The sequence below is a fragment of the Halomonas dongshanensis genome, from assembly GCF_024790395.1.
Classification (GTDB): Bacteria; Pseudomonadota; Gammaproteobacteria; order Pseudomonadales; family Halomonadaceae; genus Vreelandella; species Vreelandella dongshanensis.
Window position 1 is genome coordinate 269,332 of sequence record NZ_JAJISC010000001.1, and the last position, 19,745, is coordinate 289,076.

Here is a 19,745-nt window from a genome sequence, read left to right on the forward strand (position 1 = left end):
ACGTTCAGGCGCTTTTGAGAAGCCGGTCTAATTGCCGATAGCCAATCGCCTCGATCAGATGAGGCTTGGTGGGTTTGGAGGCGCCTTCGAGATCGGCAAGGGTAAGAGCCACGCGCAGTACGCGGTGGTAGGCGCGGGCGGAGAGCTTGAGTTTTTCCAGCACGCCCGCAAGCCAGGTACGCTCGTCATCACTCAGATCGCAGGCGGCTTCCAGAGCTTTGCCGCCGAGCTGGCTATTGAGCGCACCGCGCGCCAGCTGGCGTTTGCGGGCGGCCATGACGCGCTGGCGCACCGTGCTGGATGATTCGCCTTGGGTTTGGGCGGTAAGCTGTTCGGGCGGCAGCGCCGGTACTTCGACTTGGAGGTCGATACGGTCCAGCAGCGGCCCAGAGAGGCGCGCCTGATAGCGCTGGATTTGGTTGGCGGTGCACTGGCAGCGGCTTCGCGGGTCGCCCAAATGCCCGCAGGGGCAGGGGTTCATCGCTGCGACGAGCTGAAACTGCGCCGGATAGCGGCGCTCGTGATTGGCCCGTGAGAGGTGGATTTCATGAGTTTCCAGGGGCTGACGCAGGACCTCCAACACGTGCCGCGAGAACTCGGGCAGTTCATCCAGAAACAGCACTCCGCGATGCGCCAGCGAGATCTCGCCGGGCCGGGGTTTCGAGCCGCCGCCCACTAGCGCGGCGGCGCTCGCGCTGTGATGGGGCTGGCGGAAGGGGCGTTGGCCCCAATCCTCTTCGAAGCCCAAGCCGCACACCGAGCGCACCGCCGCCACTTCGAGGGCCTCGTCATCGCTCAAGGGCGGCAGAATGCCGGGCAGGCGGCTGGCCAGCATGGTTTTGCCCGTGCCAGGCGGGCCCGCCAACAGCAGGTTATGTCCGCCTGCGGCGGCGACTTCTAAAGCGCGGCGGGCCTGGTGTTGGCCGCGCACGTCGGCCAAATCGGCGGGTGGCTGTCTCGCTTGGGGCGGCGCGGGCAGGCGATGAGGCGTAATGCGCTGCTGGTCGAGCAGGTGAGCGACCACTTCCCACAGCGTATCGGCAGGCAGCACGGTAAGGCTTTCGCCCGCTAGCGCCGCTTCATCGGCACAGGCGCGGGGCACGATGAGCGTGCCCTTAGCGGCCTTGGTCGCCAAGGCAAAAGGCAATATTCCCGACACGGCGCGCAGCTTGCCATCGAGCGCTAGCTCCCCGGCGCATTCGATACCCGCTAGCGCCTCTACCGGCAGTTGCCCAGAGGCTGCCAGAATTCCCAACGCAATGGGCAGATCGAAGCGCCCGCCCTCCTTGGGAAGATCGGCCGGGGCCAAGTTTAGGGTAATGCGACGGGTATTGGGAAAGTCGAACCCGGCGTTGACCAACGCACTGCGCACCCGCTCACGGCTCTCCTTCACTGCCGCTTCCGGCAGCCCCACCAGCGTAAGCCCCGGCAGGCCGTTGGCCAAATGCACTTCGACATGTACGGCGGGAGCATCGAGCCCCACTCCCGCGCGCGTGTTCACGATGGCAAGCGTCATGGCACTTCCCGCCTCCCTGTGGTTGGGCTAATTTTTCTTCTGTTCGTAACCTACCGTATTTGGTGCGGGCTTTGTAGGGTGCGGCCGATGAGTTCGAGGAATTTCAGGGTTAGTAAGTGGTTGGTAAGATGGTCCTGGTAAGAATAAAAACTAGATATCGGATCTCGTGTGATTGACCACTCTTTTGGTAAATAACTCAGGTCGCCTGGCCTGCCACTGCATCATCGCCGTGATCGATGATGCAGAGCTTTCTTAGGCATATGGTATTTGTACGGCCAGGCGTAGCGCTTTCGTATAGCGCCGAGCTACCAGCACCTCGCTGATGCGGCCGTTGAACCGCTCCACCATACCGTTCGTCTGCGGCTTTCCCAGTTTGATCAGGCAATGGTCAATACCACGAGTCTGACACTCCTGGTCTACGGGGTGGCAGCCGCTGGGCTTGCGCTCACCTGCTCGTGTGAAGCGATCAGTGAATGACTTGCCGTTATAAGTAAGTACCGTCTGGATCGTGAAGGGATACTTCTCGTCTACACGCTCCATGAACGCCCAGGCATCTCGGGCGGACTGGCTACGCCTGACCTTTAGATAAACCCAGGGTGTAGCTCGGTCGATGACTAGCTAAAGGTAGCGATTCTGCTCCTTTTCCTGCTCGGAAGTGAGCGTGGGCGGGAGATTATGGTGCGTGTGCGGTTGCTCATGGACATCGTGACGGTACCGGCGGTGCCGGATGGTGGCGAGGGGTACGCCATACTGGCGGGCCAGTTCGATATGATGCTGGAAGACGCTGCCTGGATCTCGGCACGGATATTCGGTATCGCCGTCGCTTGCTTATGCAGCTTGATATCCATGAACCTGCTCCCGAATGAAGTGCTGTAGAAGCTCTCTGGCTGTCAGCAGAGAATGACTTCTATAGCTCGTTTGATCATCCGGTACCCTACAAGTAGCCGCTAACGAGAACTGACCACTTCAACGGTAATATGTATACGAAGCGACTTAAATATAATGAAATGGATACTGTTTCAGCCCATTAATTCATCAATGTCGTGAAAGATTGATGCCCATTTATCGTCATCGATCTTCAAGCCGACGAGATTGCGCAGAAGAAATGCACCTTCTGCCGCCAGATAAGCAAGCCTACGTTGTCGGCCCTCTCTATCATCCGCATCCAGGTTGTCCATGCGAACTAAGTACCAGTTCTGCATTTCAGAACTCGCGAAGCCACTACTTGCAAGCGTCGCGAGCATTGCAGAAACGGTTCTCCCGACGTCACTTTCTTCTCGTTGCGTAGACTGTAAATGGGCTTTCAGGCGGGCATCGGCAGTGCAGTTATCCCCGAGAATGGTTTGATACTGTTCACTTTCTCTGGTCATCCACCTGACTAATAGTTCTTCGATCATCGCCTCACGAGTGCCGAAAACTGTTTGTACACTTGCCTTCGACAAGGAGGCTGCTTTGGCTAGTGATCCGAACGATAATGAAGAAGCACCACCGCTTGCAATCAAGTCCTCGGCCAAATCTAGCAACTGTTCACGGTTTATTGATCTTGGTCTAGCCATATTATTGCTTCTTTCACCTTGTTAAGATACGGTCGTATGTATATGCTTGGGTATCCGGTATCGCAAGCTTTTGATCAAACAGGATCTAATACGCATGGCTCTCTTCGCTCTCTCTCCAATTCCTCGCAGAATTACCTATGTGGTTTTTTTCGAGTTATTCGCAATTGCTCTTGCGACACTGCTTCTCACGACACTCAGCGGGGGCGAGGCGCATAGCTCTCTACCAGTTGCAATTGCAAGCTCTCTAGCTGCAGTGGTCTGGAACTTTATATACAACACATACTTTGAGCGTTGGGAAATGAGACGTGGTATTAAAACCCGTTCTCTTGGCCTGCGCGTTGCTCATGCCGCTGGTTTTGAAACTGGACTTGTCCTCATTCTGATTCCTCTGTTCATGTGGTGGTACCAAGTGGGCCCGCTTGGTGCGCTTAAAATGGAATTAGCACTACTGGTGTTCTTCCTAGTCTTCACCTTCGTCTTTACATGGATTTTCGACAAACTGGTAAAGCTGAAGCCTAGCGTCTGATCTGCTAACTACCATGTGATCAGTCGCAGCAATTTTAAATATGTCGCAATAATTGCTGAAAATGACAGCCGCTGCCCACCAGCGCACCACCGCGCTGGTGGGCTTCATCATCGCTCAAGGGCGGCAAAATACCGGGCAAGCGTCATGGCACTTCCCGCCTCCCTGTGGTTGGGCTAATTTTTCTTCTATTCGTAACCTACCGTATTTGGTGCGGGCTTTGTAGGGTGAGGGGAAAAGCGCTATTAACGCTTGGCAAGCCGTGCATCCGAGACGTCGCCATCCAGCGCTTCCACCAGCAAGTGGGCAAAGCGCTGTGCCGAGGGTAGGGCGCCGAAGCTCCAAACGGGGGCGAGGGTGAGTACGTCGTCGCGGCGCACGCTGGGCAGCTGGCGCCATAGGCCGCTGCGCTCTAATTCAGCGGCCGTGCCTAGCGGCAACGGTTCGATGATGACCAGTCGCGCCTCGGGGTAGCGGGCCAGCACTTCGATGCCCTGCTGGGCGAAGCCCCAGCTGTTGGTGGCGTCCTGCCAGGCGTTTTCGAGCCCTAGCTGCTGGGTTACGGCGTCGTAAAGGCTGTTGGCGCCGAATACCCGCACGTGGCGGGCATCGATGAACTGCACCATGAAAAGCGGGGCACTGGGTGGCAGGCATTCCCGCAGCGCGGCGAGCTGGGCGTGGGTTTGTTCGATGAGCGCTTCGGCTGCCGCATCGCGCTCGGTGAGGCTGCCGATGTCACGCGTTAGCGTGAGAATCTCCTCCCAGGTATCGGTGCCCGGCGTGTAGAGGTCGAGCGATAGCGTGGGGGCGATCTCTTCGAGCCGGGGAACGAGCCCGGCGAACATGGGCGAGAGCAGGGTGACCTCGGGCGCCAACTGGGCCAGAAGTTCGATGTTGGGCTGGGTGCGCAGGCCGATATCGCTGACCGTGTCTGGCACGCGTGGCTCGCTGACCCAACGATGGTAGTCCTCGACCTGGGCGATGCCATCGACCGAGGCATCGAGTGCCAGTAGCGTTTCTCCGATGGTCCAGTCGAGCGTGGCAACCTGGGCGCTGGCGCCGAGCGGCAGGCCGACAAGCAGGGCGACGAGTGCTGCGCGAAGCGAAAAGAGCAGGCGAGCGGTAGCGCGCATGACGGGCCCCAGAGAAAAAAGAGAGGGGTATTTAAACGAGTCTATTTCCCGTTTGCAACGGCGGCCGCCGCCTCGAATGTCCAAGGCGGCGGCAAGGTGGCGTGAAACGTTACTTAAAACCGGTAGTGAACGCTGGCGGTCACGCCGCGCTCGGCGCCGAAGTAGCAGTACTCTAGCGAGTTACACGAGGCGACGTACTCCTTGTCCAGCAGGTTGCTGACGTTCAGCCGCGCCTCGACCCCGGTAAGACCCAACTGGCCCATGTCGTATCCCAGCGTGGCATCGACGAGGGTGTAGTCGGGCACGGTCTCGGTGTTGGCGCGGTCGGCGGCGATATCGGCGTAGTAGCGTACGCCCAGGCCAACGTCGGCGCCGGTCAGCCAGCCTGTATCGACGCGGTAGTGGCCCCAAACACTGGCCTGGTGGCGTGGCGCGTAGATCGCGCGGTTGCCCTGGTTGCCATCGTCGCTGCGCGCGTAGGTGATGTCGGTGAAGGCGTAGCCCGCCTGCAGGCTGAGGTTATCGGTTAGCTGCGTCTGGGCTTCGAGCTCGATGCCCTGGGACTCGATCTCGCCCACGGCGCGGTAGGGGGCGGTGGGCTGCTCCTTGGTAGCGACGTTCTCCTGGCTAATATGGAAGGCGGCGATGCTGTAGCGATCCTGCGTGCCGGGCGGCTCGAACTTGAGCCCGGCCTCCCACTGCTCGCCTTCCATCGGCGCCAAGAGGTTGCCGCTTTCGTCCACGAAGCTCGTCGGGGTGAAAGCGGTGGAGTAGCTCAGGTAAGGCGCCAGGCCGTTGTCGAGCAGGTAAACGACCCCTGCGCGACCGCTGAACTGGGTGTCGTCGAGCGAGCTTACGTCCTCGCTATCGAGGTTGGTGTTGTCGATATTCACCCAGTCGTAACGCCCGCCGAGGGTAAAGCGCCAGTTGTCCACGGCGATCTGGTCTTGCAGGTAGACGCCGGTCTGCTCTATTTCGTGGCGCTCGCGGGTGGGTGCGTAGAAAGTGATCTCGCTTGGGTCGATACCATAGATCGGATTGAAGGCATCGAGCGACGGGAAGGCGCCGGACGGCCAGGAAACGTTGTTTTCGCGGCGCTGGTAATCCACCCCGACAAGCAGCGTATGCGCCACGGCGCCGCTGTCAAAACGCGCTTCGAGCAGGTTATCGACGGTCCAGGCGTCGAGGGATTCGTCGGCGCCCGAGTAGTAGCGGATCAGCTCGTTGGAGGTGGGGGACACCCAGCCGAAGCCGTAGGGCTGGTTGAGGACGACATCGGAGTTCAAATAGCGCAGCAGCTGGCGCCCGGTAACGTCGTCGTTGAAGTGGTGCTCGAGGGAGTAACCGAACATCCGCTGGGTGCGTTCGTAGGCGTCGTAGCCCGGTTCGCCATCGAAGAAGGTGTTGCTGATCTTGCGCCCATTGTGCGGCACGACCGCGCCCTCGTAGGGTACGCCGGAGTGATAGCCGCCTTCGGGCTCGTCCTGTAGGTAGGCTTCGAGCGTTAGGCTCGTGGCGTCGCTTATGTCCCAGGTCAGGCGCGGGGCGATGGCGTAGCGCTGCTCTTCGACGTGGTCGAACTGAGCGTCGGCGGCGCTGGCGATACCGGTCAGGCGAAACGCTACGCGACGCTCGGCGTCGAGGGGGCCGGTGAGATCGAAAGCGGCGCTGCGCTGGTTGTTGTTGCCGACGCGAAAGCGCAGCTCGCCGCCGGGCTCGAATTCGGGGCGCTTACTGTTGAGCGCCACTACGCCGCCAGGCGATGCACGCCCGTAGAGCACGGAGGCCGGGCCGCGCACCACCTCGATGCTGTCCAAAAACCACGGATCGATCCGCATGCTGCTGTGTGAGTTGGCATCGCCCATGACCTTCAGGCCATCGAGGAAGGTGTTGCTCAAGCTCCCATCCGAAAAGCCACGCAGCACCAAATAGTCGAAGCGGTTGGAGGCGCCCACCTGGTTGCTATAGACCCCAGGGGTATAGTCGGTGGCCCGCTGCACCGTCGAGACGCCGCGTGTCGCCATCTGCTCTTGGCTGATGGTGGAAACGCTCTGGGGCGTTTCTCGGTAAGGCGTGACGACCTTGGTGGCAGCCTGCTGCGCCGTTACCGTCACGGTGCCGAGCGCAGTGGCGTCGTTTTCCTGCGCCAGTGCGGCGGGAAGGGTTACGGCCGCCAAAACGGCAGCGCTGAGCGGCTTGAGCAAAAAGCGGTGGGAGAAGGCGGGCATGCAAGCAACGTCCTGGGGAGTAAGAGATAACGCAATCGCGTTGAACGACCATGTGTGTAATGAGAATTATTGATTCTTGCTAGGCGTTTTAGGTATGCGCCGTGCCAGTCTGGCTATGCGCAGTGCCAAATGTGGCGCTGGCACGCCTCAATGGCGGACGATGCGGCGTACCTGCTGGGGCGAAACGCCAAAGGTGCGGCGAAAGGCCGTGGTGAAGTTGCTGGCGTGGCGATAGCCGCAGGCGTGGGCGGCTTGCTGCACGCTCATGCCTTGGGTCAGGGCGGCGTAAGCAAGCTGCAAGCGGCAGTGGCGCAGGTAATCGAAAATAGAGTAGCCGTACAGCGCGCGAAACTTTTGCCGCAGGCTGCTGGGGCTCATGGCGACTTCCACCGCGAGGGCGGCAAGCGAGTAATCGGCCATGGGGTCGGTGCGCAGGCGTTCGTGGAGTTTGGCTAAACGCTCGCGATCGCGCTGGGGGAGGTCGGCCGGGGGCGCCGTGGGCGAGGACACTGCTTCGGGCAGGCCGCTGGCGAGCAGCTGCAGCAGCAAGCCCTGCCAGTGCAGGGCGCGACGCCAGTCACCCAGAGGCTGGCAGGCCAGCGGCGTGAGCTGATCGAACAGCGTCGTCGGCACATCCCAGGTGCCAAGATGCGGGCCCGTAGGGTCGGGCAGCGCGTAGGGCGCGGTGGCAAGCACGGCAACGTTGAGCGTTCGCAGGCGCGCCTGGGCAGGCTGCTCGACCACCAGCGGTGCTTTGGCGGTGAAGTGAGCGCATAGCGCCTGGCCGGGCCTGAGCGTAAGCGGTGTGGGCGCCTGCTGCACCCGAATGTGGCCCTCCAGCACCACGCAGACGAACCACGGCACGCTTTGCGTCGAGCGCGACACGTAACCTCGGCGCACGTCGAGATCCGAGAGCGTCATGTGCAGTGCCGGAGGCAGCGGTACGTCGCTAACGCTACCCAGAGCGAGCGGCTGCTGCGCGTGCCCGCCAAGCCCTGGGTACTCGATGCCAAAGCGCTCGCCTAGCTGGCGCAGCGTGGTCGGCGTCAGCGACGTAATGGCCGACATGGCGGCCTAGCCGTTCGGCGTGGCGCCGTCATCCGTTGCGTCTGCGTCAGGCGCTTTTGCCTTGGTCGACGCTGACGTGGCTGCGGCGGTTTTCTTAGGTGCTGGCGCTGCAACCGGTGGCCGTACCTCACTCTGTGGCGTGTCGATGGCGGCTTCGAGCTTGGCGACCTGGGCTTCGAGCGCCTCGACGCGGGCGCGAGTGCGCTGGAGCACGTCCATCAGGATGTCGAAGTCTTCGCGCGAGACCAGCTCTAAACGGTCGAACGCCCCGCGCACTACTTGCTGCACGCCTTTCTGAATCTCTTCGGGCGCCTGGGAGGCATTTTGCAAACGATCGCCGATCTGTTGCGCCAAGCGGCTAATACGGTCTTGAGGTGCCATGGTGATCCTCTCCTTGCGGCCAAATTGAAAAAACCTCTGAGCGTAAGGATACGCAACCCTTCGCCAATGCGCATGTACGCTGCGCCAAAACGCAATGCCTTTTATTGGTGCATGAGCATGCGCGTTCGGTGCGATCTTGGTGCGCTGTTAACGCGCTGTTTCATTCAAAGCACTCCAACGGTGCAGCGAGTTTTCGCCAGTCGTAATTAAGGTGCTGATAAATATTAAGAAAAGAGTAGGTGGCACGGTACGCGCATTAGCAGGGCATCGACACCTACCGCGGCGGCGCCGCACTCCATCCATTAGCACCTAGGCAGTAACAACCTATTTAGTAGGGGGAACGGGATGAAGCTTATCACTGCGATTATCAAGCCATTCAAGCTCGACGACGTGCGCGAAGCGCTGGCCGACAACGGCGTTCAGGGCATCACCGTCACCGAGGTCAAAGGCTTCGGACGCCAGAAAGGCCATACCGAGCTCTATCGCGGGGCCGAGTACGTCGTCGATTTCCTGCCCAAGGTGAAGGTGGAGGTCGCGGTCGACGATAGCCGTCTAGAGAGCGTATTGGACGCCATCTGCAGCGCCGCCAACAGCGGCAAGATCGGCGATGGCAAGGTCTTCGTCACCCCGCTCGAGGACGTGATTCGTATCCGTACCGGCGAGCGCGGCGCCGACGCTGTTTAAGCCGCCTATAAAACGCCTGACGCCATTAACGGGGAACTTTCGATGAACGAGATGTTGCTAGAGCTAAGTTACGCGGTCGATACCTTCTACTTTCTAATCTGCGGCGTGCTGGTTATGTGGATGGCCGCTGGCTTCTCCATGCTCGAAGCTGGCCTTGTGCGCTCCAAGAACACCGCCGAAATTCTGACCAAGAACATTGCGCTGTTCGCCATTGCCTGCACCATGTACCTGCTGGTGGGCTACTACCTAATGTATTCGAGCCCCGAAGGCGGCTTCCTGCCAAGCCTTGGCTTCTTACTGGGCGATGAGAACAGCGTCGATGCCGTGCTGGCGGGCGGCGAAGATGCGCCTTACTACGCGGCACGTGCCGACTACTTCTTCCAGGTGGTCTTCGTGGCAACGGCGATGTCCATCGTCTCTGGTGCTGTGGCCGAGCGCATGAAGCTCTGGGCCTTCCTGGCGTTCTCGGTCGTCATGACCGCCGTTATCTACCCGATCTCCGGTTACTGGACTTGGGGTGGCGGCTGGATCGACGCGCTGGGCTTCTCCGATTTCGCTGGTTCCGGCATCGTTCACATGGCCGGTGCGGCTGCAGCCCTTGCTGGCGTGCTAGTGCTCGGTCCGCGTGCGGGAAAATACGGTAAGGACGGCTCCATCCGCGCGATTCCGGGTGCCAACCTGCCGCTGGCAACGCTGGGTACCTTCATCCTGTGGATGGGCTGGTTCGGATTCAACGGTGGTTCCGAGCTCAAACTCTCTGATGTTGGCTCTGCCAACAACGTAGCCCAAGTTATGGTCAACACCAATGCCGCCGCTGCCGGTGGGGTGATCGTGGCGCTGGTGCTGGCCAAGCTGTGGTTCCGTAAGGCCGACCTCACCATGGCGCTCAACGGTGCCATCGCGGGCCTCGTGGCGATCACCGCCGAGCCGCTAGCTCCCACGGCGTTCGGTGCCATGCTGATCGGTGCCGTTGGTGGTCTGCTGGTCGTGGTCTCCATCGTCATGCTCGACAAGCTCAAGATCGACGATCCGGTCGGCGCTATCTCCGCACACGGCGTGGTGGGTATCTGGGGCTGCCTCGCGGTGCCGCTCTCCAACGATGAAGCCAGCTTCGGTGCACAAATCATCGGTATGGTCGGCATCTTCGTCTGGGTCTTCTTCGCCAGCCTCGTCGTGTGGCTGATCCTCAAAGCGATCATGGGTATTCGCGTCAGCGAAGAGGAAGAGTACGAAGGCGTGGATATCGCCGAATGTGGTCTCGAGGCTTACCCCGAGTTTGGCGCCTCCAAGAAGTAAGTGAGTAGCGCCCACAAACACAACATTCCATAAACGTCGCCATCACAATTACAACGGCGACCAAAAAAAGTAGGACAGGAAGCGACAGGACAGGAAACGACAACCATTGTGACGAGCGTTTGCTCCCTTCCAAGCCTCCCGCACTCGCGGGGGGCTTTTTTCTTCGTGCCGGTAGCGGTGTATGCTTGCAGCAAAGGGCGTGCCGTCTTGACGGCGGCCTTGCCGTGTAAAAGGTCACCCGACGGACGCGAGTCCACAGCCAGAGGATGTCGTAATGAAACTGATTACCGCCATTATCAAGCCCTTCAAACTGGACGACGTGCGCGAATCGCTCTCCGATATCGGTGTGCAGGGCATCACCGTCACCGAGGTCAAAGGCTTCGGACGTCAAAAGGGACACACCGAGCTCTATCGCGGCGCCGAGTACGTGGTGGACTTCCTGCCCAAGGTGAAGCTCGAGGTCGCGGTGGACGATGATCTCGCCGAGCAGGTCATCGATGCCATTACCCAGGTGGCGAACACCGGCAAGATCGGCGATGGCAAGATCTTCGTCATGCCGCTTGAGCAGGTCATCCGTATCCGCACCGGCGAGACCGGAAAAGATGCGGTGTGACGGCGTAAAGGGTTAGTAGTGAATCGTGAGTCGTAGAAAAGCCCCTGCGGATGCGCTCCAGCAGGGGCTTTTTATTGATGAGGTGATGGGGCGGTCGGAACTAGCGTTTTCTATTCACCATTCACCATTCACCATTCACCATTCACCAACACATCACTTCTCGACGAAGGCGCGCTCGATGACGTAGTCGGCAGGCTCGCCCATGCGTGGAGAGATGTTCAGACCCAACTCGTCGAGCAGGGCGCTGGTGTCGTCGAGCATTGCTGGGCTGCCGCAGATCATGGCGCGATCCTGGCGCGGATCGATGGGCGGTAGGCCCGTGTCTTCGAACAGCTTGCCCGAACGGATGTGATCGGTCAGGCGGCCCATGGTGTGGAACTCTTCGCGGGTCACGGTGGGGTAGTAAACCAGCTTCTTAGCGATCTCCTCACCCAGATATTCGTGAGCGGGCAGCTCCTTGGTGATGAAGTCGGCGTAGGCAAGCTCGGAGACTTCACGCACACCATGAATCAGCACGATTTTCTCGAAGCGCTCGTAGGCTTCGGGGTCCTGAATCAGGCTCATGAACGGCGCAAGGCCGGTGCCGGTCGAGAGGAAGTAGAGGTTGCGCCCAGGCAGCAGGTCGTCGCACACCAGCGTACCAGTGGGCTTGCGGCTCACCATGATCTGATCGCCTACTTTCAAGTGCTGCAGGCGCGAGGTCAGCGGGCCGTCCTGCACCTTGATGCTAAAGAACTCCAGATGGTCTTCATAGTTGGGACTGGCGATGGAATAGGCGCGCATTAGCGGCTTACCGTTGACTTCCAAGCCAATCATCACGAACTGACCGTTCTTGAAGCGCAAGCTGCGATCGCGGGTGGTGCGGAAACTAAACAGCGTATCGTTCCAGTGGTGAACGCTCAGCACTTCTTCCAGGGCAAACTTGCTCATAGGGTCTCCTAGGTTCGAGGCGCAGCGCGGTCGCGTGGTTCGTGCCAGCCGTGAAGCGATACGCCGTGAAATCTCTTTACTTGGCTATGCTTTAAAAGAATAAAAAGCCGTTAAAAACTTGAGGTAAAGTCTAAAACGCGGTGCTATATCTGTTAAGCGGATTATAGCGATAACGTTTATCTGCAAAATCGATATGGAGATGCCGTGCATTTTACTCTGCGTCAGCTCGAAGTCTTCGTCGCCGTTGCTCAGCACGAAAGCGTGTCCCAGGCGGCTAGCGCTCTCTCGCTGTCGCAGTCGGCGACCAGCACGGCGCTGGCCGAGCTGGAGCGCCAGTTCGATTGCCAACTGCTCGATCGTATCGGTAAGCGGCTTAGGCTCAACACGCTCGGGTTTCAGCTGCTGCCCAAAGCCGTCGCGCTGCTCGATAGGGGCGAAGAGATTGAGGAGCTCTTGCGTGGTCAGCAGGGCGTGGGAACGCTAGACGTCGGAGCGACGCTGACCATCGGTAACTACTTGGCGACGCTGTTGATCAGCGACTTCATGCAGCGTCACCCTGGCAGCCGCGTACGCTTGGCCGTGCGCAACACCCGCCACATCATCGACGCCGTGCGCCAGCACCAGCTGGATCTAGGACTGATCGAAGGGCAGTGCGACGACGAGCTGATCGTCAGCCAGCCATGGGTCGAAGACGAACTCTGCGTTTTTTGCTCGCCGCGCCATCGGCTTGCCGGGCGCGAACGCCTGGAACTCGATCAGCTGCTGCGGGAAGACTGGATCATGCGGGAAGAGGGATCGGGCACGCGCTTAACGCTCGAGCAGGCCGCTCGCCACCGGCGTAGCCGTTTCAATACGCTGCTTGAGCTCGAACACACCGAAGGCATCAAGCGCGCGGTGGAGTCGGGGCTGGGGATCGGCTGCGTCTCACGCCTGGCGCTACGCGACGCCTTCCGGCGCGGCAGCCTCGTGCCGCTACCCACGCCGGAACTCGATCTCAGACGTCAGTTCACCTTCATTTGGCACCGGCACAAGTACCTCACCACCGGCATCCGCGAGTTTTTACGCCTATGCCGCGAGATGACCGCAGGCGCCCAGCGCAGCGACGACATCGCGCTGCCGCCGGTGCCGTAATGCGTTAACTAAGCCCGAGCTTGCTGAGCGCTTTTTGGATGTCTTCTTGAGGCGCTTTGCTCAAGTCTTTATCGAGCGTGTGGGTCACGATCTTCTGCGTAGGCTTATCGAGCTTGTCGCGAAGAAGCCCCAAGAACTTAGGCGCGGCGACGAGCACAAGCTCGTCCATCTTGTTGTCCACGCGCGCCTTGTAAAGATGCTCGCTGACCTCTTTGGCGAAGAGCTCGTTCTCGTGCGTACGCGCCTCGTCGCCTTCGGCAGAGGCGCGTGAACTGGCGGTACCCGACTCATGCACCTCGGCTCCAGGTGTGTCGGTGATCAAATCACCCTCGTGCATGCGGCCCTCGGCGTGCACTAGGCTCTCCTTTTCCGTAAGCGTGCGCGCAGCGTAGGTAAAAATACGCGCCCGAGCGGCGTCGGCTACCACGATATAGGTGGTCATGGGTAAGCATCCTCCTTGCCATGGGTGTCATCTAACCATGGCAAGGGAATGTGATTTGGTCAAACCGTCAAAGAATCAGATCGTTACGGCGCCTATTGCTACATGACGCGGCGCCGTAAGAGGCTCGTGATGGCTTCGCCGACGAGCACCAGTGCGATGATGGCGATCAGAATGGTCGCAACGGTAGGCCAGGCAAAGGTATCGATGGCGCCTTGGAGAATGACGCCGATGCCGCCCGCTCCTACCAGGCCAAGCACGGTGGATTCGCGCACGTTGATGTCCCACCGCAGAATCACGATAGCGAAGAAGGCGGGCATGACCTGCGGCACGATGGCGTAGGCGATGACCTTAGCTTTAGATGCCCCCGTTGCTTCCATGGCCTCTACCGGCCGCCGGTCAATCTCCTCGATGGCCTCACCCATCAGCTTGCCGATGAAGCCGATGGAGCGAAACACGATGGCGAGAATGCCGGCCAGCACCCCAGGCCCGAAAATGGCCACGAACAGCAGCGCCCAGATGATGGTATTGACCGAGCGGCTAGCGACCAGGATGAAGCGGCCAAGCCATAGGCAAAACCGATTGGGTGTGGTGTTCTGGGCCGCGATATAGGCAACCGGCAGCGCCAGAAAGATCGTCAGAAACGTCGCCAAGGTGGCGATGTGTACGGTTTCCAGCAGCGCATTGACGATGTTACCGAACCCGGCGGCGCTGGGTGGCCACATGCGCCCGCCCAAGTTGGCGATTTGCGTGGGTGCGTCCCATACCCAGGGCCAGAAGATGTCGATATCGCGCACCGCCCATACCACGGCCATCACGACCCCTAGCATTACCCCATAGCGGATAAGGCGCTGCTTGGGATCGTGGCGCTGCCAGACGCGCTCGGAAAGTACCTGTGCGTGATCTACCATATCTTTTTCCTCACCCAGCCGCTGATGCCCTCACTGAGCAGGATGACGGCGATAATGATCAGTAAAATCGCGAAGGCGAAATCGTAGTCGTAGCGTCCAAAGGCGTTCATCAAGGTACTACCGATCCCCCCGGCGCCGACGATGCCGACGACGGCGGATGCGCGAAGATTACTGTCCAGTTGATACATCGATAGCCCGACCTGACGCGGCAGAATCTGCGGAAAGACGGCATAGAAAAGCGTTGCCAGATAGCCCGCTCCCGAGGCGCGCATGGCCTCCACCTGACCCCAGTCGATCTCCTCTATCTCTTCGGCTAACAGCTTGCCGACGAAGCCGATGGAATAAAGGGTCAGCGTCAGAATGCCCGCCAGGGGGCCGAAGCCGACCGCCGCGACGAAGAGAATCGCCACGATGACGGGATGGAAGCTACGCGACACGATGATGATGGCGCGCCCTAACAGATAGATGGGCATGGGGGCGATGTTGCGTGCGGCCATGACGGCAAACGGAATCGACAGCGCTACCCCCAGCAGCGTCGCCAGTATGGCGATCTGAAAGCTCTCCTTGAAACCGGTAAGAAGTAGCCCGAAACGTTCGAAGCTGGGTGGAAAACCGCCGCTGAAGATGCGCGCCGCGCGCGGCAGCCCTTCGGCGATACGCGTCCAGTTGAAGGGCAGCGAGCCAAAGGCCCAGATGAGATAAGCCACCACGGCCACGATGATGCCGTAGCGCACCAGCGGATTGGCAATGAACGGTGGCTTGCGCCAAGTGCGCGGCGCGTGTTCGCCGCGCGCACTGCGATCAGGCGAGGCCATGAGCATGCTCCCCCGCTGCTGGCGGCTGCCCGGTAACGGACTCGTCGGGCGTTTCGATACCGCCGTAGATGGCGTCCAGCGCATCATGATTGAAGTCGGCTGGGGCGCCATCGAAGATCAAGGTGCCATGGCGAAGCCCAACGATGCGCTCGGTGTAGGTTTTGGCCTGCGCGACGTTGTGAATGTTGATCAAAACCGGCAGGGACAGCTCGGAGGCAAGGCTTTGCAGCAGCATCATGATCTGTTCGGAGGTGCGCGGGTCGAGCGAGGCGGTAGGCTCGTCGGCCAACAGAACATCGGGCTCCTGCATCAGTGCGCGTACCACGCCCACCCGTTGGCGTTCGCCACCGGAAAGCTGGTCGGCGCGCTTGTTGGCATAGTGAGCAATACCGACGCGCTCCATCAGAGAGAAAGCGCGTTCGATATCGGCCTGGGGGTAGCGCCGGGTGATCGCCTGATAGAGATTGACGTAGCCAAGGCGGCCCGCCAATACGTTCTCCATTACGGTCAACCTATCGAGCAGGTTGAAGCCCTGAAACACCATGCCGATTTTACGGCGCGCTTGGCGCAGAGCTGTCCCTTTGAGGTGAACGAGCTCGGTGCCGTTGAGCGTGATCGAGCCCGAGGTAGGCTCTTCCAACCGATTGATGCAGCGTAGCAAGGTGCTTTTACCCGCGCCCGAAGCGCCTACGATCGAGACAACGCTATTGCCCTCCACCTTGAGATCCAATCCCTTGAGTACCGCTTCGTTCTGGCCATAGCGTTTGACCAGTTGGGTAATTTCCAGCATGGCGTCTTATCCTTCGCAGAAGTCGATGGGCGCCGTGGCGTGGCGCCCGATTCATCACTCCAGGTTTTCGCGGGTGTAAGTCACACCGTTGGCTGCCTGAATGGTGCGAATGACTTGCCAGTTATCCTGGTAATTGATCGGGATGAACTTCTCGACGCCCTCGAACTCCTCGCCGAGCTCGGTGCCACGGAAATCGAAGGTGAAAAACGCCTCTTCGATCTTCTCGACGAGATCGGGGTGTAGGTTGTAGGCGTAGTTGTAGCTGGTGGTGGGGAAACGGTCGGATTCATAGATCACGCGCACGTCGTCTTCATCATAGAGGCCGCGCGCGGCCATGCGCTCGACGACTTCGGAAGCCACCGGTGCGGCGTCGTAGTCGCGGGCGACCACGCCGAGCATCGATTGGTCGTGGCTACCGGAATACACCACTTCGTAATCTTCGTCGGGTACGATACCGAGCTCAGGCAACAGCGCTCTGGGCGCGAGGTTACCCGAGTTGGAGGTGGGCGAGGTGTGCGCCACGCGCTTGCCTTTGAGGTCTTCCAGCTCGTGAATATTGGAATCTGCGTGGGTGAAGATCTGCAGCGTATAACCGAACTGGCCATCGTCGGAGCCCATCAGCGCAAAAGGCACCGCGCCCGCGAGGTTGACCGCAAAAGGCGTGGGGCCGGTCGAGAACCCAGCGATATGCAGCCGTCCGCTGCGCATGGCCTCGACCTGGGCAGCGTTGGACTGTACCGCGAAGAAGCGCACGTCGCGCCCGGTCACCTCGGAAAGGTGATCGATGAAGGGCTGCCAGATGTCGGAGTAGATCGCGGGATCCTCCACTGGCGTGTAGGCGAAGATCAGCGTATCGGGGTTGGCCCACTGCGACTCGTCGGCGGGCCGGTCGGCGACCATGTCGCCGTTTTCATCGCAAAACATCTCGTCCAAATCACCGCGTTCGCAGTCGGCGTTTGCCGTCAGCGAGAACAGTAGCGGTAAGGTACAGGCAGTCAGCAGCGCGAGCGGGCGCTTAGGTAGCAGCTTGATCATCATTGTGAACCTCGTGGGCGTTTGTTTTTATGGCACTAGTGTATTGGTCGTGGCAGGAAAGATAGTCGGCAAATGTTCTCTTTTTCTTTATACGGCGCTTATGAGGGCGCTAAGCGTTTCGAAAATGTACATTTGACGTCGAATATGTTTATTTCTGAAAACCAATAAGATCAATCTAGAGTTTGTGACAATCCTATGTCAAACCCTTTACCCCCCATCTTCGACCATTGGCGCAACCGCTACCTACTGATGCGTCACGGCCATAGTGAAGCCAATCGGCAAGGACTGATCGTCAGTGCCCCTGAAAAGGGCGTGAGCGCGTATGGTCTTTCCGCGCAGGGCGAGCGCCAGTTGGCCGAGTGCGTTACGCAGTGGCGCTGGCCGCTGCCAACGCGGGTGGTGCATTCGGATTTTTTACGTACTACCCAGACAGCGCAGCGCGTGGCCGATGCCTTTGGGCTCGAGATGACGGCGGATGTGCGCCTGCGCGAGCGTCACTTTGGTGAGCTCGACGGTGAAGCGGACCGCTATTACCCAGAGGTGTGGGCGCAAGACGCTCTTAGTGGGGAGCACTGCTATCGTCAGGTAGAGGCGCTTTCGAGCGTAGCGGCGCGCCTAGAGGCGGTCATTGCCGAGTGGGAGGCGGCGGTCGCCAATGAAACGCTGCTGATCGTCAGCCACGGCGATCCGCTGCAGATTTTGCTTACGGCGCTTTCAGGCAGGCCGCTCACCGAACACCGCGAGCAGCCTGCGCTGGCGCCGGCCAGTATTACCCTGATCGGCGCGCGTGCCATGGCTTAGTGACCGAGGATCTGGCTCAAGAAGAGCTGAGTGCGCTCGGAGCGGGGGGTGTTGAAGAAGGGTTCGGGCGCGTTTTCCTCGATGATCTGGCCCTGATCCATGAAGATGACCCGGTCGGCCACGGTCTTGGCAAAGCCCATTTCGTGGGTGACGCAGAGCATGGTCATGCCTTCGTTGGCGAGCTCGATCATGACGTCGAGTACTTCCTTGATCATCTCCGGGTCGAGCGCCGAGGTGGGTTCGTCGAACAGCATCACATCAGGGTGCATGCAGAGCGAACGGGCGATGGCCACGCGCTGCTGCTGACCGCCGGAGAGCTGGCCCGGGTACTTCTTGGCCTGCTCAGCGATGCGTACCCGTTCCAGATACTGCATGGCCAGCCCCTCGGCTTCCTTGCGTGACTTCTTCTGTACCCACATCGGCGCGATGCAGCAGTTCTCAAGCACGGAGAGGTGGGGAAAGAGATTGAAGTGCTGAAACACCATCCCCACGCTGCGCCGAATCTGCTCGATACGCTTGACGTCCTGCGTCAGCGGCACACCTCCGACGACGATATCGCCCTGCTGATGCTCCTCCAAATGGTTGATACAGCGGATCAAGGTGGACTTGCCGGAGCCGGAAGGCCCGCAGATGACGATCCGTTCTCCGCGCTTGACGTCGAGATGGATGTCGCGCAGCACGTGAAAATCACCGTACCACTTGTTGACGCCGCGCATTTCGACCATCAGGTCTTGAGGTTTCAAAGCTGCTTCGCTCATAAGGTTATCCTTGAAATCGGGTAAGCGGCGTTAACGCTTGTGGCCGGTATTGAGACGGCGTTCGAGGTACTGGCTGTAGCGCGACATGCTGAAACAGAAGATCCAGAACATCAGCGCGGCGAAGGTGTAGCCTTCGAGCGAGTAGCCAAGCCAGCGCGAATCGGCCAGCGCCGCCTGAACGATGCCGAGCAGGTCGAAAAGCCCGATGATCATGACCAGGGTGGTGTCTTTGAACAGCGAGATGAAGGTGTTGACGATACCGGGGATCATCATCTTCAACGCCTGAGGCAGAACGATCAGACCCATGCGCTTCCAGTAGGTCATGCCGAGTGCGGCAGCGGCCTCCTCCTGGCCCTTGGGGATTGCCTGCAAACCGCCGCGAATCACCTCGGCCATATAGGCGCTCTGGAAGAGCGTCAAGCCGATCAGCGCGCGGACAAGGCGGTCCACGGTAATACCCGAGGGCAGAAACAGCGGCAGCATGACCGAGGCCATGAATAGCACGGTGATCAAGGGTACGCCGCGCCAGAACTCGATGAAAAGCACGCAGAAGCTCTTGACGATGGGCATGTTGGAGCGCCGCCCCAGCGCCAAGACCACGCCGATGGGCAGTGCGCAGACCATACCGACGGTGGCGAGCAGCAGGGTCAGCATCAGCCCACCCCAGCGGTGCGTGGGCACGCGGGGCAGATCGAAATGGCCGCCGTGGAGCAACACATAAGCGATCACCGGAAACGCCACGAGGGCGAACAGGGCCACCCAGCGCTTGAGCGGCAGGCGCGGAATGGCAAGCCAGGCGATTAGCGCAAAGAACAGCACGAAGACGATGTTGGCCCGCCAGATCTCGCTGCGCGGGTAGAGGCCGTAGATGAACTGGGTGAAACGCGCCTTGATGAAGACCCAGCAGGCGCCCTCGGCGGTGCAGTCCTCTCGCGTGCTGCCCAGCCAGTTGGCATCGATGATGGCCCACTTCACCGTCGGTACGATCAGCAAATAGAGCAGATAGAGCGCCAGCAGCGTGAGTACCGTATTGACCGGGCCGCTGAACAAGTTGGTGCGTAACCACGCCACGGGGCCGAGGGTATGGCGCGGCGCCGGACGCTGGGGAATCATCTCGTTGTGGTGAATCATGCAAGC

The 19,745-nt window shown here is 60.1% G+C and carries 20 protein-coding genes and 1 pseudogene; 6 read left to right on the forward strand and 15 right to left on the reverse strand.

The genetic code is table 11. The features are described 5' to 3' along the window. Positions 1 to 4: 4 nt before the first annotated feature. From LLY24_RS01285 to LLY24_RS01295, 3 genes and pseudogenes are all read right to left on the reverse strand, one after another. On the reverse strand, positions 5 to 1,516 hold the full coding sequence (locus tag LLY24_RS01285) for a YifB family Mg chelatase-like AAA ATPase (protein ID WP_259034458.1): 1,512 nt from the start codon (positions 1,514 to 1,516) through the stop codon (positions 5 to 7). A 150-nt stretch (positions 1,517 to 1,666) separates the two neighbouring features. Beyond that, positions 1,667 to 2,364 (reverse strand): annotated as a pseudogene (locus LLY24_RS01290) (transposase family protein). A 171-nt stretch (positions 2,365 to 2,535) separates the two neighbouring features. Continuing rightward, on the reverse strand, positions 2,536 to 3,072 hold the full coding sequence (locus LLY24_RS01295) for a TetR/AcrR family transcriptional regulator (protein ID WP_259034459.1): 537 nt from the start codon (positions 3,070 to 3,072) through the stop codon (positions 2,536 to 2,538). A 94-nt stretch (positions 3,073 to 3,166) separates the two neighbouring features. Here LLY24_RS01295 and LLY24_RS01300 point away from each other — a divergent pair, with 94 nt between their 5' ends. Next, positions 3,167 to 3,598, forward strand: a complete 432-nt coding sequence (locus tag LLY24_RS01300; protein ID WP_259034460.1) for a PACE efflux transporter — start codon at positions 3,167 to 3,169, stop codon at positions 3,596 to 3,598. Between the two features lie 242 nt (positions 3,599 to 3,840). Here the strand turns inward: LLY24_RS01300 and LLY24_RS01305 are convergent, their stop codons facing one another. From LLY24_RS01305 to LLY24_RS01320, 4 genes are all read right to left on the reverse strand, one after another. Then, entirely contained in the window at positions 3,841 to 4,728 is an 888-nt protein-coding gene (locus LLY24_RS01305; protein ID WP_259034461.1) for an ABC transporter substrate-binding protein, read from the reverse strand. Between the two features lie 113 nt (positions 4,729 to 4,841). Beyond that, a complete protein-coding gene (locus tag LLY24_RS01310) occupies positions 4,842 to 6,956 on the reverse strand; it encodes a TonB-dependent siderophore receptor (RefSeq protein ID WP_259034462.1) in 2,115 nt (704 codons plus the stop codon). A gap of 147 nt (positions 6,957 to 7,103) precedes the next feature. After that, positions 7,104 to 8,024, reverse strand: coding sequence for a helix-turn-helix transcriptional regulator (locus tag LLY24_RS01315; protein WP_259034463.1), 921 nt, complete (start codon positions 8,022 to 8,024; stop codon positions 7,104 to 7,106). A 6-nt stretch (positions 8,025 to 8,030) separates the two neighbouring features. Further along, positions 8,031 to 8,405: an accessory factor UbiK family protein gene (locus tag LLY24_RS01320; protein WP_259034464.1), complete on the reverse strand. Its 375-nt coding sequence runs from the start codon at positions 8,403 to 8,405 to the stop codon at positions 8,031 to 8,033. Between the two features lie 345 nt (positions 8,406 to 8,750). On the opposite strand from LLY24_RS01320, the gene LLY24_RS01325 reads away from it, so the two are divergent. From LLY24_RS01325 to glnK, 3 genes are all read left to right on the forward strand, one after another. Continuing rightward, positions 8,751 to 9,089: a P-II family nitrogen regulator gene (locus LLY24_RS01325; protein WP_163559241.1), complete on the forward strand. Its 339-nt coding sequence runs from the start codon at positions 8,751 to 8,753 to the stop codon at positions 9,087 to 9,089. Positions 9,090 to 9,131: 42 nt separating this feature from the next. Continuing rightward, positions 9,132 to 10,385, forward strand: coding sequence for an ammonium transporter (locus LLY24_RS01330; RefSeq protein WP_259034465.1), 1,254 nt, complete (start codon positions 9,132 to 9,134; stop codon positions 10,383 to 10,385). A 274-nt stretch (positions 10,386 to 10,659) separates the two neighbouring features. Next, complete coding sequence (glnK, locus tag LLY24_RS01335) at positions 10,660 to 10,998, forward strand: P-II family nitrogen regulator (protein ID WP_259034466.1); 339 nt, start codon at positions 10,660 to 10,662, stop codon at positions 10,996 to 10,998. Between the two features lie 153 nt (positions 10,999 to 11,151). Here the strand turns inward: glnK and LLY24_RS01340 are convergent, their stop codons facing one another. Continuing rightward, a complete protein-coding gene (locus LLY24_RS01340; RefSeq protein ID WP_259034467.1) occupies positions 11,152 to 11,928 on the reverse strand; it encodes a ferredoxin--NADP reductase in 777 nt (258 codons plus the stop codon). A 204-nt stretch (positions 11,929 to 12,132) separates the two neighbouring features. On the opposite strand from LLY24_RS01340, the gene LLY24_RS01345 reads away from it, so the two are divergent. Continuing rightward, a complete protein-coding gene (locus LLY24_RS01345; RefSeq protein ID WP_259034468.1) occupies positions 12,133 to 13,059 on the forward strand; it encodes a LysR family transcriptional regulator in 927 nt (308 codons plus the stop codon). A gap of 4 nt (positions 13,060 to 13,063) precedes the next feature. Here the strand turns inward: LLY24_RS01345 and LLY24_RS01350 are convergent, their stop codons facing one another. From LLY24_RS01350 to phnD, 5 genes are all read right to left on the reverse strand, one after another. Next, entirely contained in the window at positions 13,064 to 13,501 is a 438-nt protein-coding gene (locus tag LLY24_RS01350) for a host attachment protein (RefSeq protein WP_259034469.1), read from the reverse strand. Between the two features lie 98 nt (positions 13,502 to 13,599). After that, entirely contained in the window at positions 13,600 to 14,409 is an 810-nt protein-coding gene (gene phnE / locus LLY24_RS01355; RefSeq protein WP_259034470.1) for a phosphonate ABC transporter, permease protein PhnE, read from the reverse strand. Beyond that, complete coding sequence (phnE, locus tag LLY24_RS01360; protein WP_259034471.1) at positions 14,403 to 15,224, reverse strand: phosphonate ABC transporter, permease protein PhnE; 822 nt, start codon at positions 15,222 to 15,224, stop codon at positions 14,403 to 14,405. Before phnE (LLY24_RS01360) ends, phnE (LLY24_RS01355) begins: the two co-directional genes overlap by 7 nt. Then, on the reverse strand, positions 15,211 to 16,014 hold the full coding sequence (phnC, locus tag LLY24_RS01365; RefSeq protein WP_259034472.1) for a phosphonate ABC transporter ATP-binding protein: 804 nt from the start codon (positions 16,012 to 16,014) through the stop codon (positions 15,211 to 15,213). Before phnC ends, phnE (LLY24_RS01360) begins: the two co-directional genes overlap by 14 nt. Positions 16,015 to 16,068: 54 nt before the next feature. Then, on the reverse strand, positions 16,069 to 17,052 hold the full coding sequence (phnD, locus tag LLY24_RS01370; RefSeq protein WP_259034473.1) for a phosphate/phosphite/phosphonate ABC transporter substrate-binding protein: 984 nt from the start codon (positions 17,050 to 17,052) through the stop codon (positions 16,069 to 16,071). 192 nt (positions 17,053 to 17,244) lie between these two features. Here phnD and LLY24_RS01375 point away from each other — a divergent pair, with 192 nt between their 5' ends. Beyond that, entirely contained in the window at positions 17,245 to 17,850 is a 606-nt protein-coding gene (locus LLY24_RS01375; protein ID WP_259034474.1) for a histidine phosphatase family protein, read from the forward strand. Here the strand turns inward: LLY24_RS01375 and LLY24_RS01380 are convergent. Both LLY24_RS01380 and LLY24_RS01385 read right to left on the reverse strand, forming a co-directional pair. Further along, entirely contained in the window at positions 17,847 to 18,575 is a 729-nt protein-coding gene (locus tag LLY24_RS01380; RefSeq protein WP_259034886.1) for an amino acid ABC transporter ATP-binding protein, read from the reverse strand. The two genes, LLY24_RS01375 and LLY24_RS01380, sit on opposite strands and share 4 nt — an antisense overlap. A 63-nt stretch (positions 18,576 to 18,638) precedes the next feature. Beyond that, positions 18,639 to 19,739, reverse strand: coding sequence for an amino acid ABC transporter permease (locus LLY24_RS01385; protein ID WP_259034475.1), 1,101 nt, complete (start codon positions 19,737 to 19,739; stop codon positions 18,639 to 18,641). Between the last annotated feature and the right edge of the window lie 6 nt (positions 19,740 to 19,745).

Bases quoted from the DNA above. Each gene is read 5' to 3' on its own strand.
- LLY24_RS01285 (WP_259034458.1), bottom strand. From the start codon at position 1,516: ATGACGCTTGCCATCGTGAACACGCGCGCGGGAGTGGGGCTCGATGCT.
- LLY24_RS01295 (WP_259034459.1), bottom strand. From the start codon at position 3,072: ATGGCTAGACCAAGATCAATAAACCGTGAACAGTTGCTAGATTTGGCC.
- LLY24_RS01300 (WP_259034460.1), top strand. From the start codon at position 3,167: ATGGCTCTCTTCGCTCTCTCTCCAATTCCTCGCAGAATTACCTATGTG.
- LLY24_RS01305 (WP_259034461.1), bottom strand. From the start codon at position 4,728: ATGCGCGCTACCGCTCGCCTGCTCTTTTCGCTTCGCGCAGCACTCGTC.
- LLY24_RS01310 (WP_259034462.1), bottom strand. From the start codon at position 6,956: ATGCCCGCCTTCTCCCACCGCTTTTTGCTCAAGCCGCTCAGCGCTGCC.
- LLY24_RS01315 (WP_259034463.1), bottom strand. From the start codon at position 8,024: ATGTCGGCCATTACGTCGCTGACGCCGACCACGCTGCGCCAGCTAGGC.
- LLY24_RS01320 (WP_259034464.1), bottom strand. From the start codon at position 8,405: ATGGCACCTCAAGACCGTATTAGCCGCTTGGCGCAACAGATCGGCGAT.
- LLY24_RS01325 (WP_163559241.1), top strand. From the start codon at position 8,751: ATGAAGCTTATCACTGCGATTATCAAGCCATTCAAGCTCGACGACGTG.
- LLY24_RS01330 (WP_259034465.1), top strand. From the start codon at position 9,132: ATGAACGAGATGTTGCTAGAGCTAAGTTACGCGGTCGATACCTTCTAC.
- glnK (WP_259034466.1), top strand. From the start codon at position 10,660: ATGAAACTGATTACCGCCATTATCAAGCCCTTCAAACTGGACGACGTG.
- LLY24_RS01340 (WP_259034467.1), bottom strand. From the start codon at position 11,928: ATGAGCAAGTTTGCCCTGGAAGAAGTGCTGAGCGTTCACCACTGGAAC.
- LLY24_RS01350 (WP_259034469.1), bottom strand. From the start codon at position 13,501: ATGACCACCTATATCGTGGTAGCCGACGCCGCTCGGGCGCGTATTTTT.
- phnE (WP_259034470.1), bottom strand. From the start codon at position 14,409: ATGGTAGATCACGCACAGGTACTTTCCGAGCGCGTCTGGCAGCGCCAC.
- phnE (WP_259034471.1), bottom strand. From the start codon at position 15,224: ATGGCCTCGCCTGATCGCAGTGCGCGCGGCGAACACGCGCCGCGCACT.
- phnC (WP_259034472.1), bottom strand. From the start codon at position 16,014: ATGCTGGAAATTACCCAACTGGTCAAACGCTATGGCCAGAACGAAGCG.
- phnD (WP_259034473.1), bottom strand. From the start codon at position 17,052: ATGATGATCAAGCTGCTACCTAAGCGCCCGCTCGCGCTGCTGACTGCC.
- LLY24_RS01375 (WP_259034474.1), top strand. From the start codon at position 17,245: ATGTCAAACCCTTTACCCCCCATCTTCGACCATTGGCGCAACCGCTAC.
- LLY24_RS01380 (WP_259034886.1), bottom strand. From the start codon at position 18,575: ATGGTCGAAATGCGCGGCGTCAACAAGTGGTACGGTGATTTTCACGTG.
- LLY24_RS01385 (WP_259034475.1), bottom strand. From the start codon at position 19,739: ATGATTCACCACAACGAGATGATTCCCCAGCGTCCGGCGCCGCGCCAT.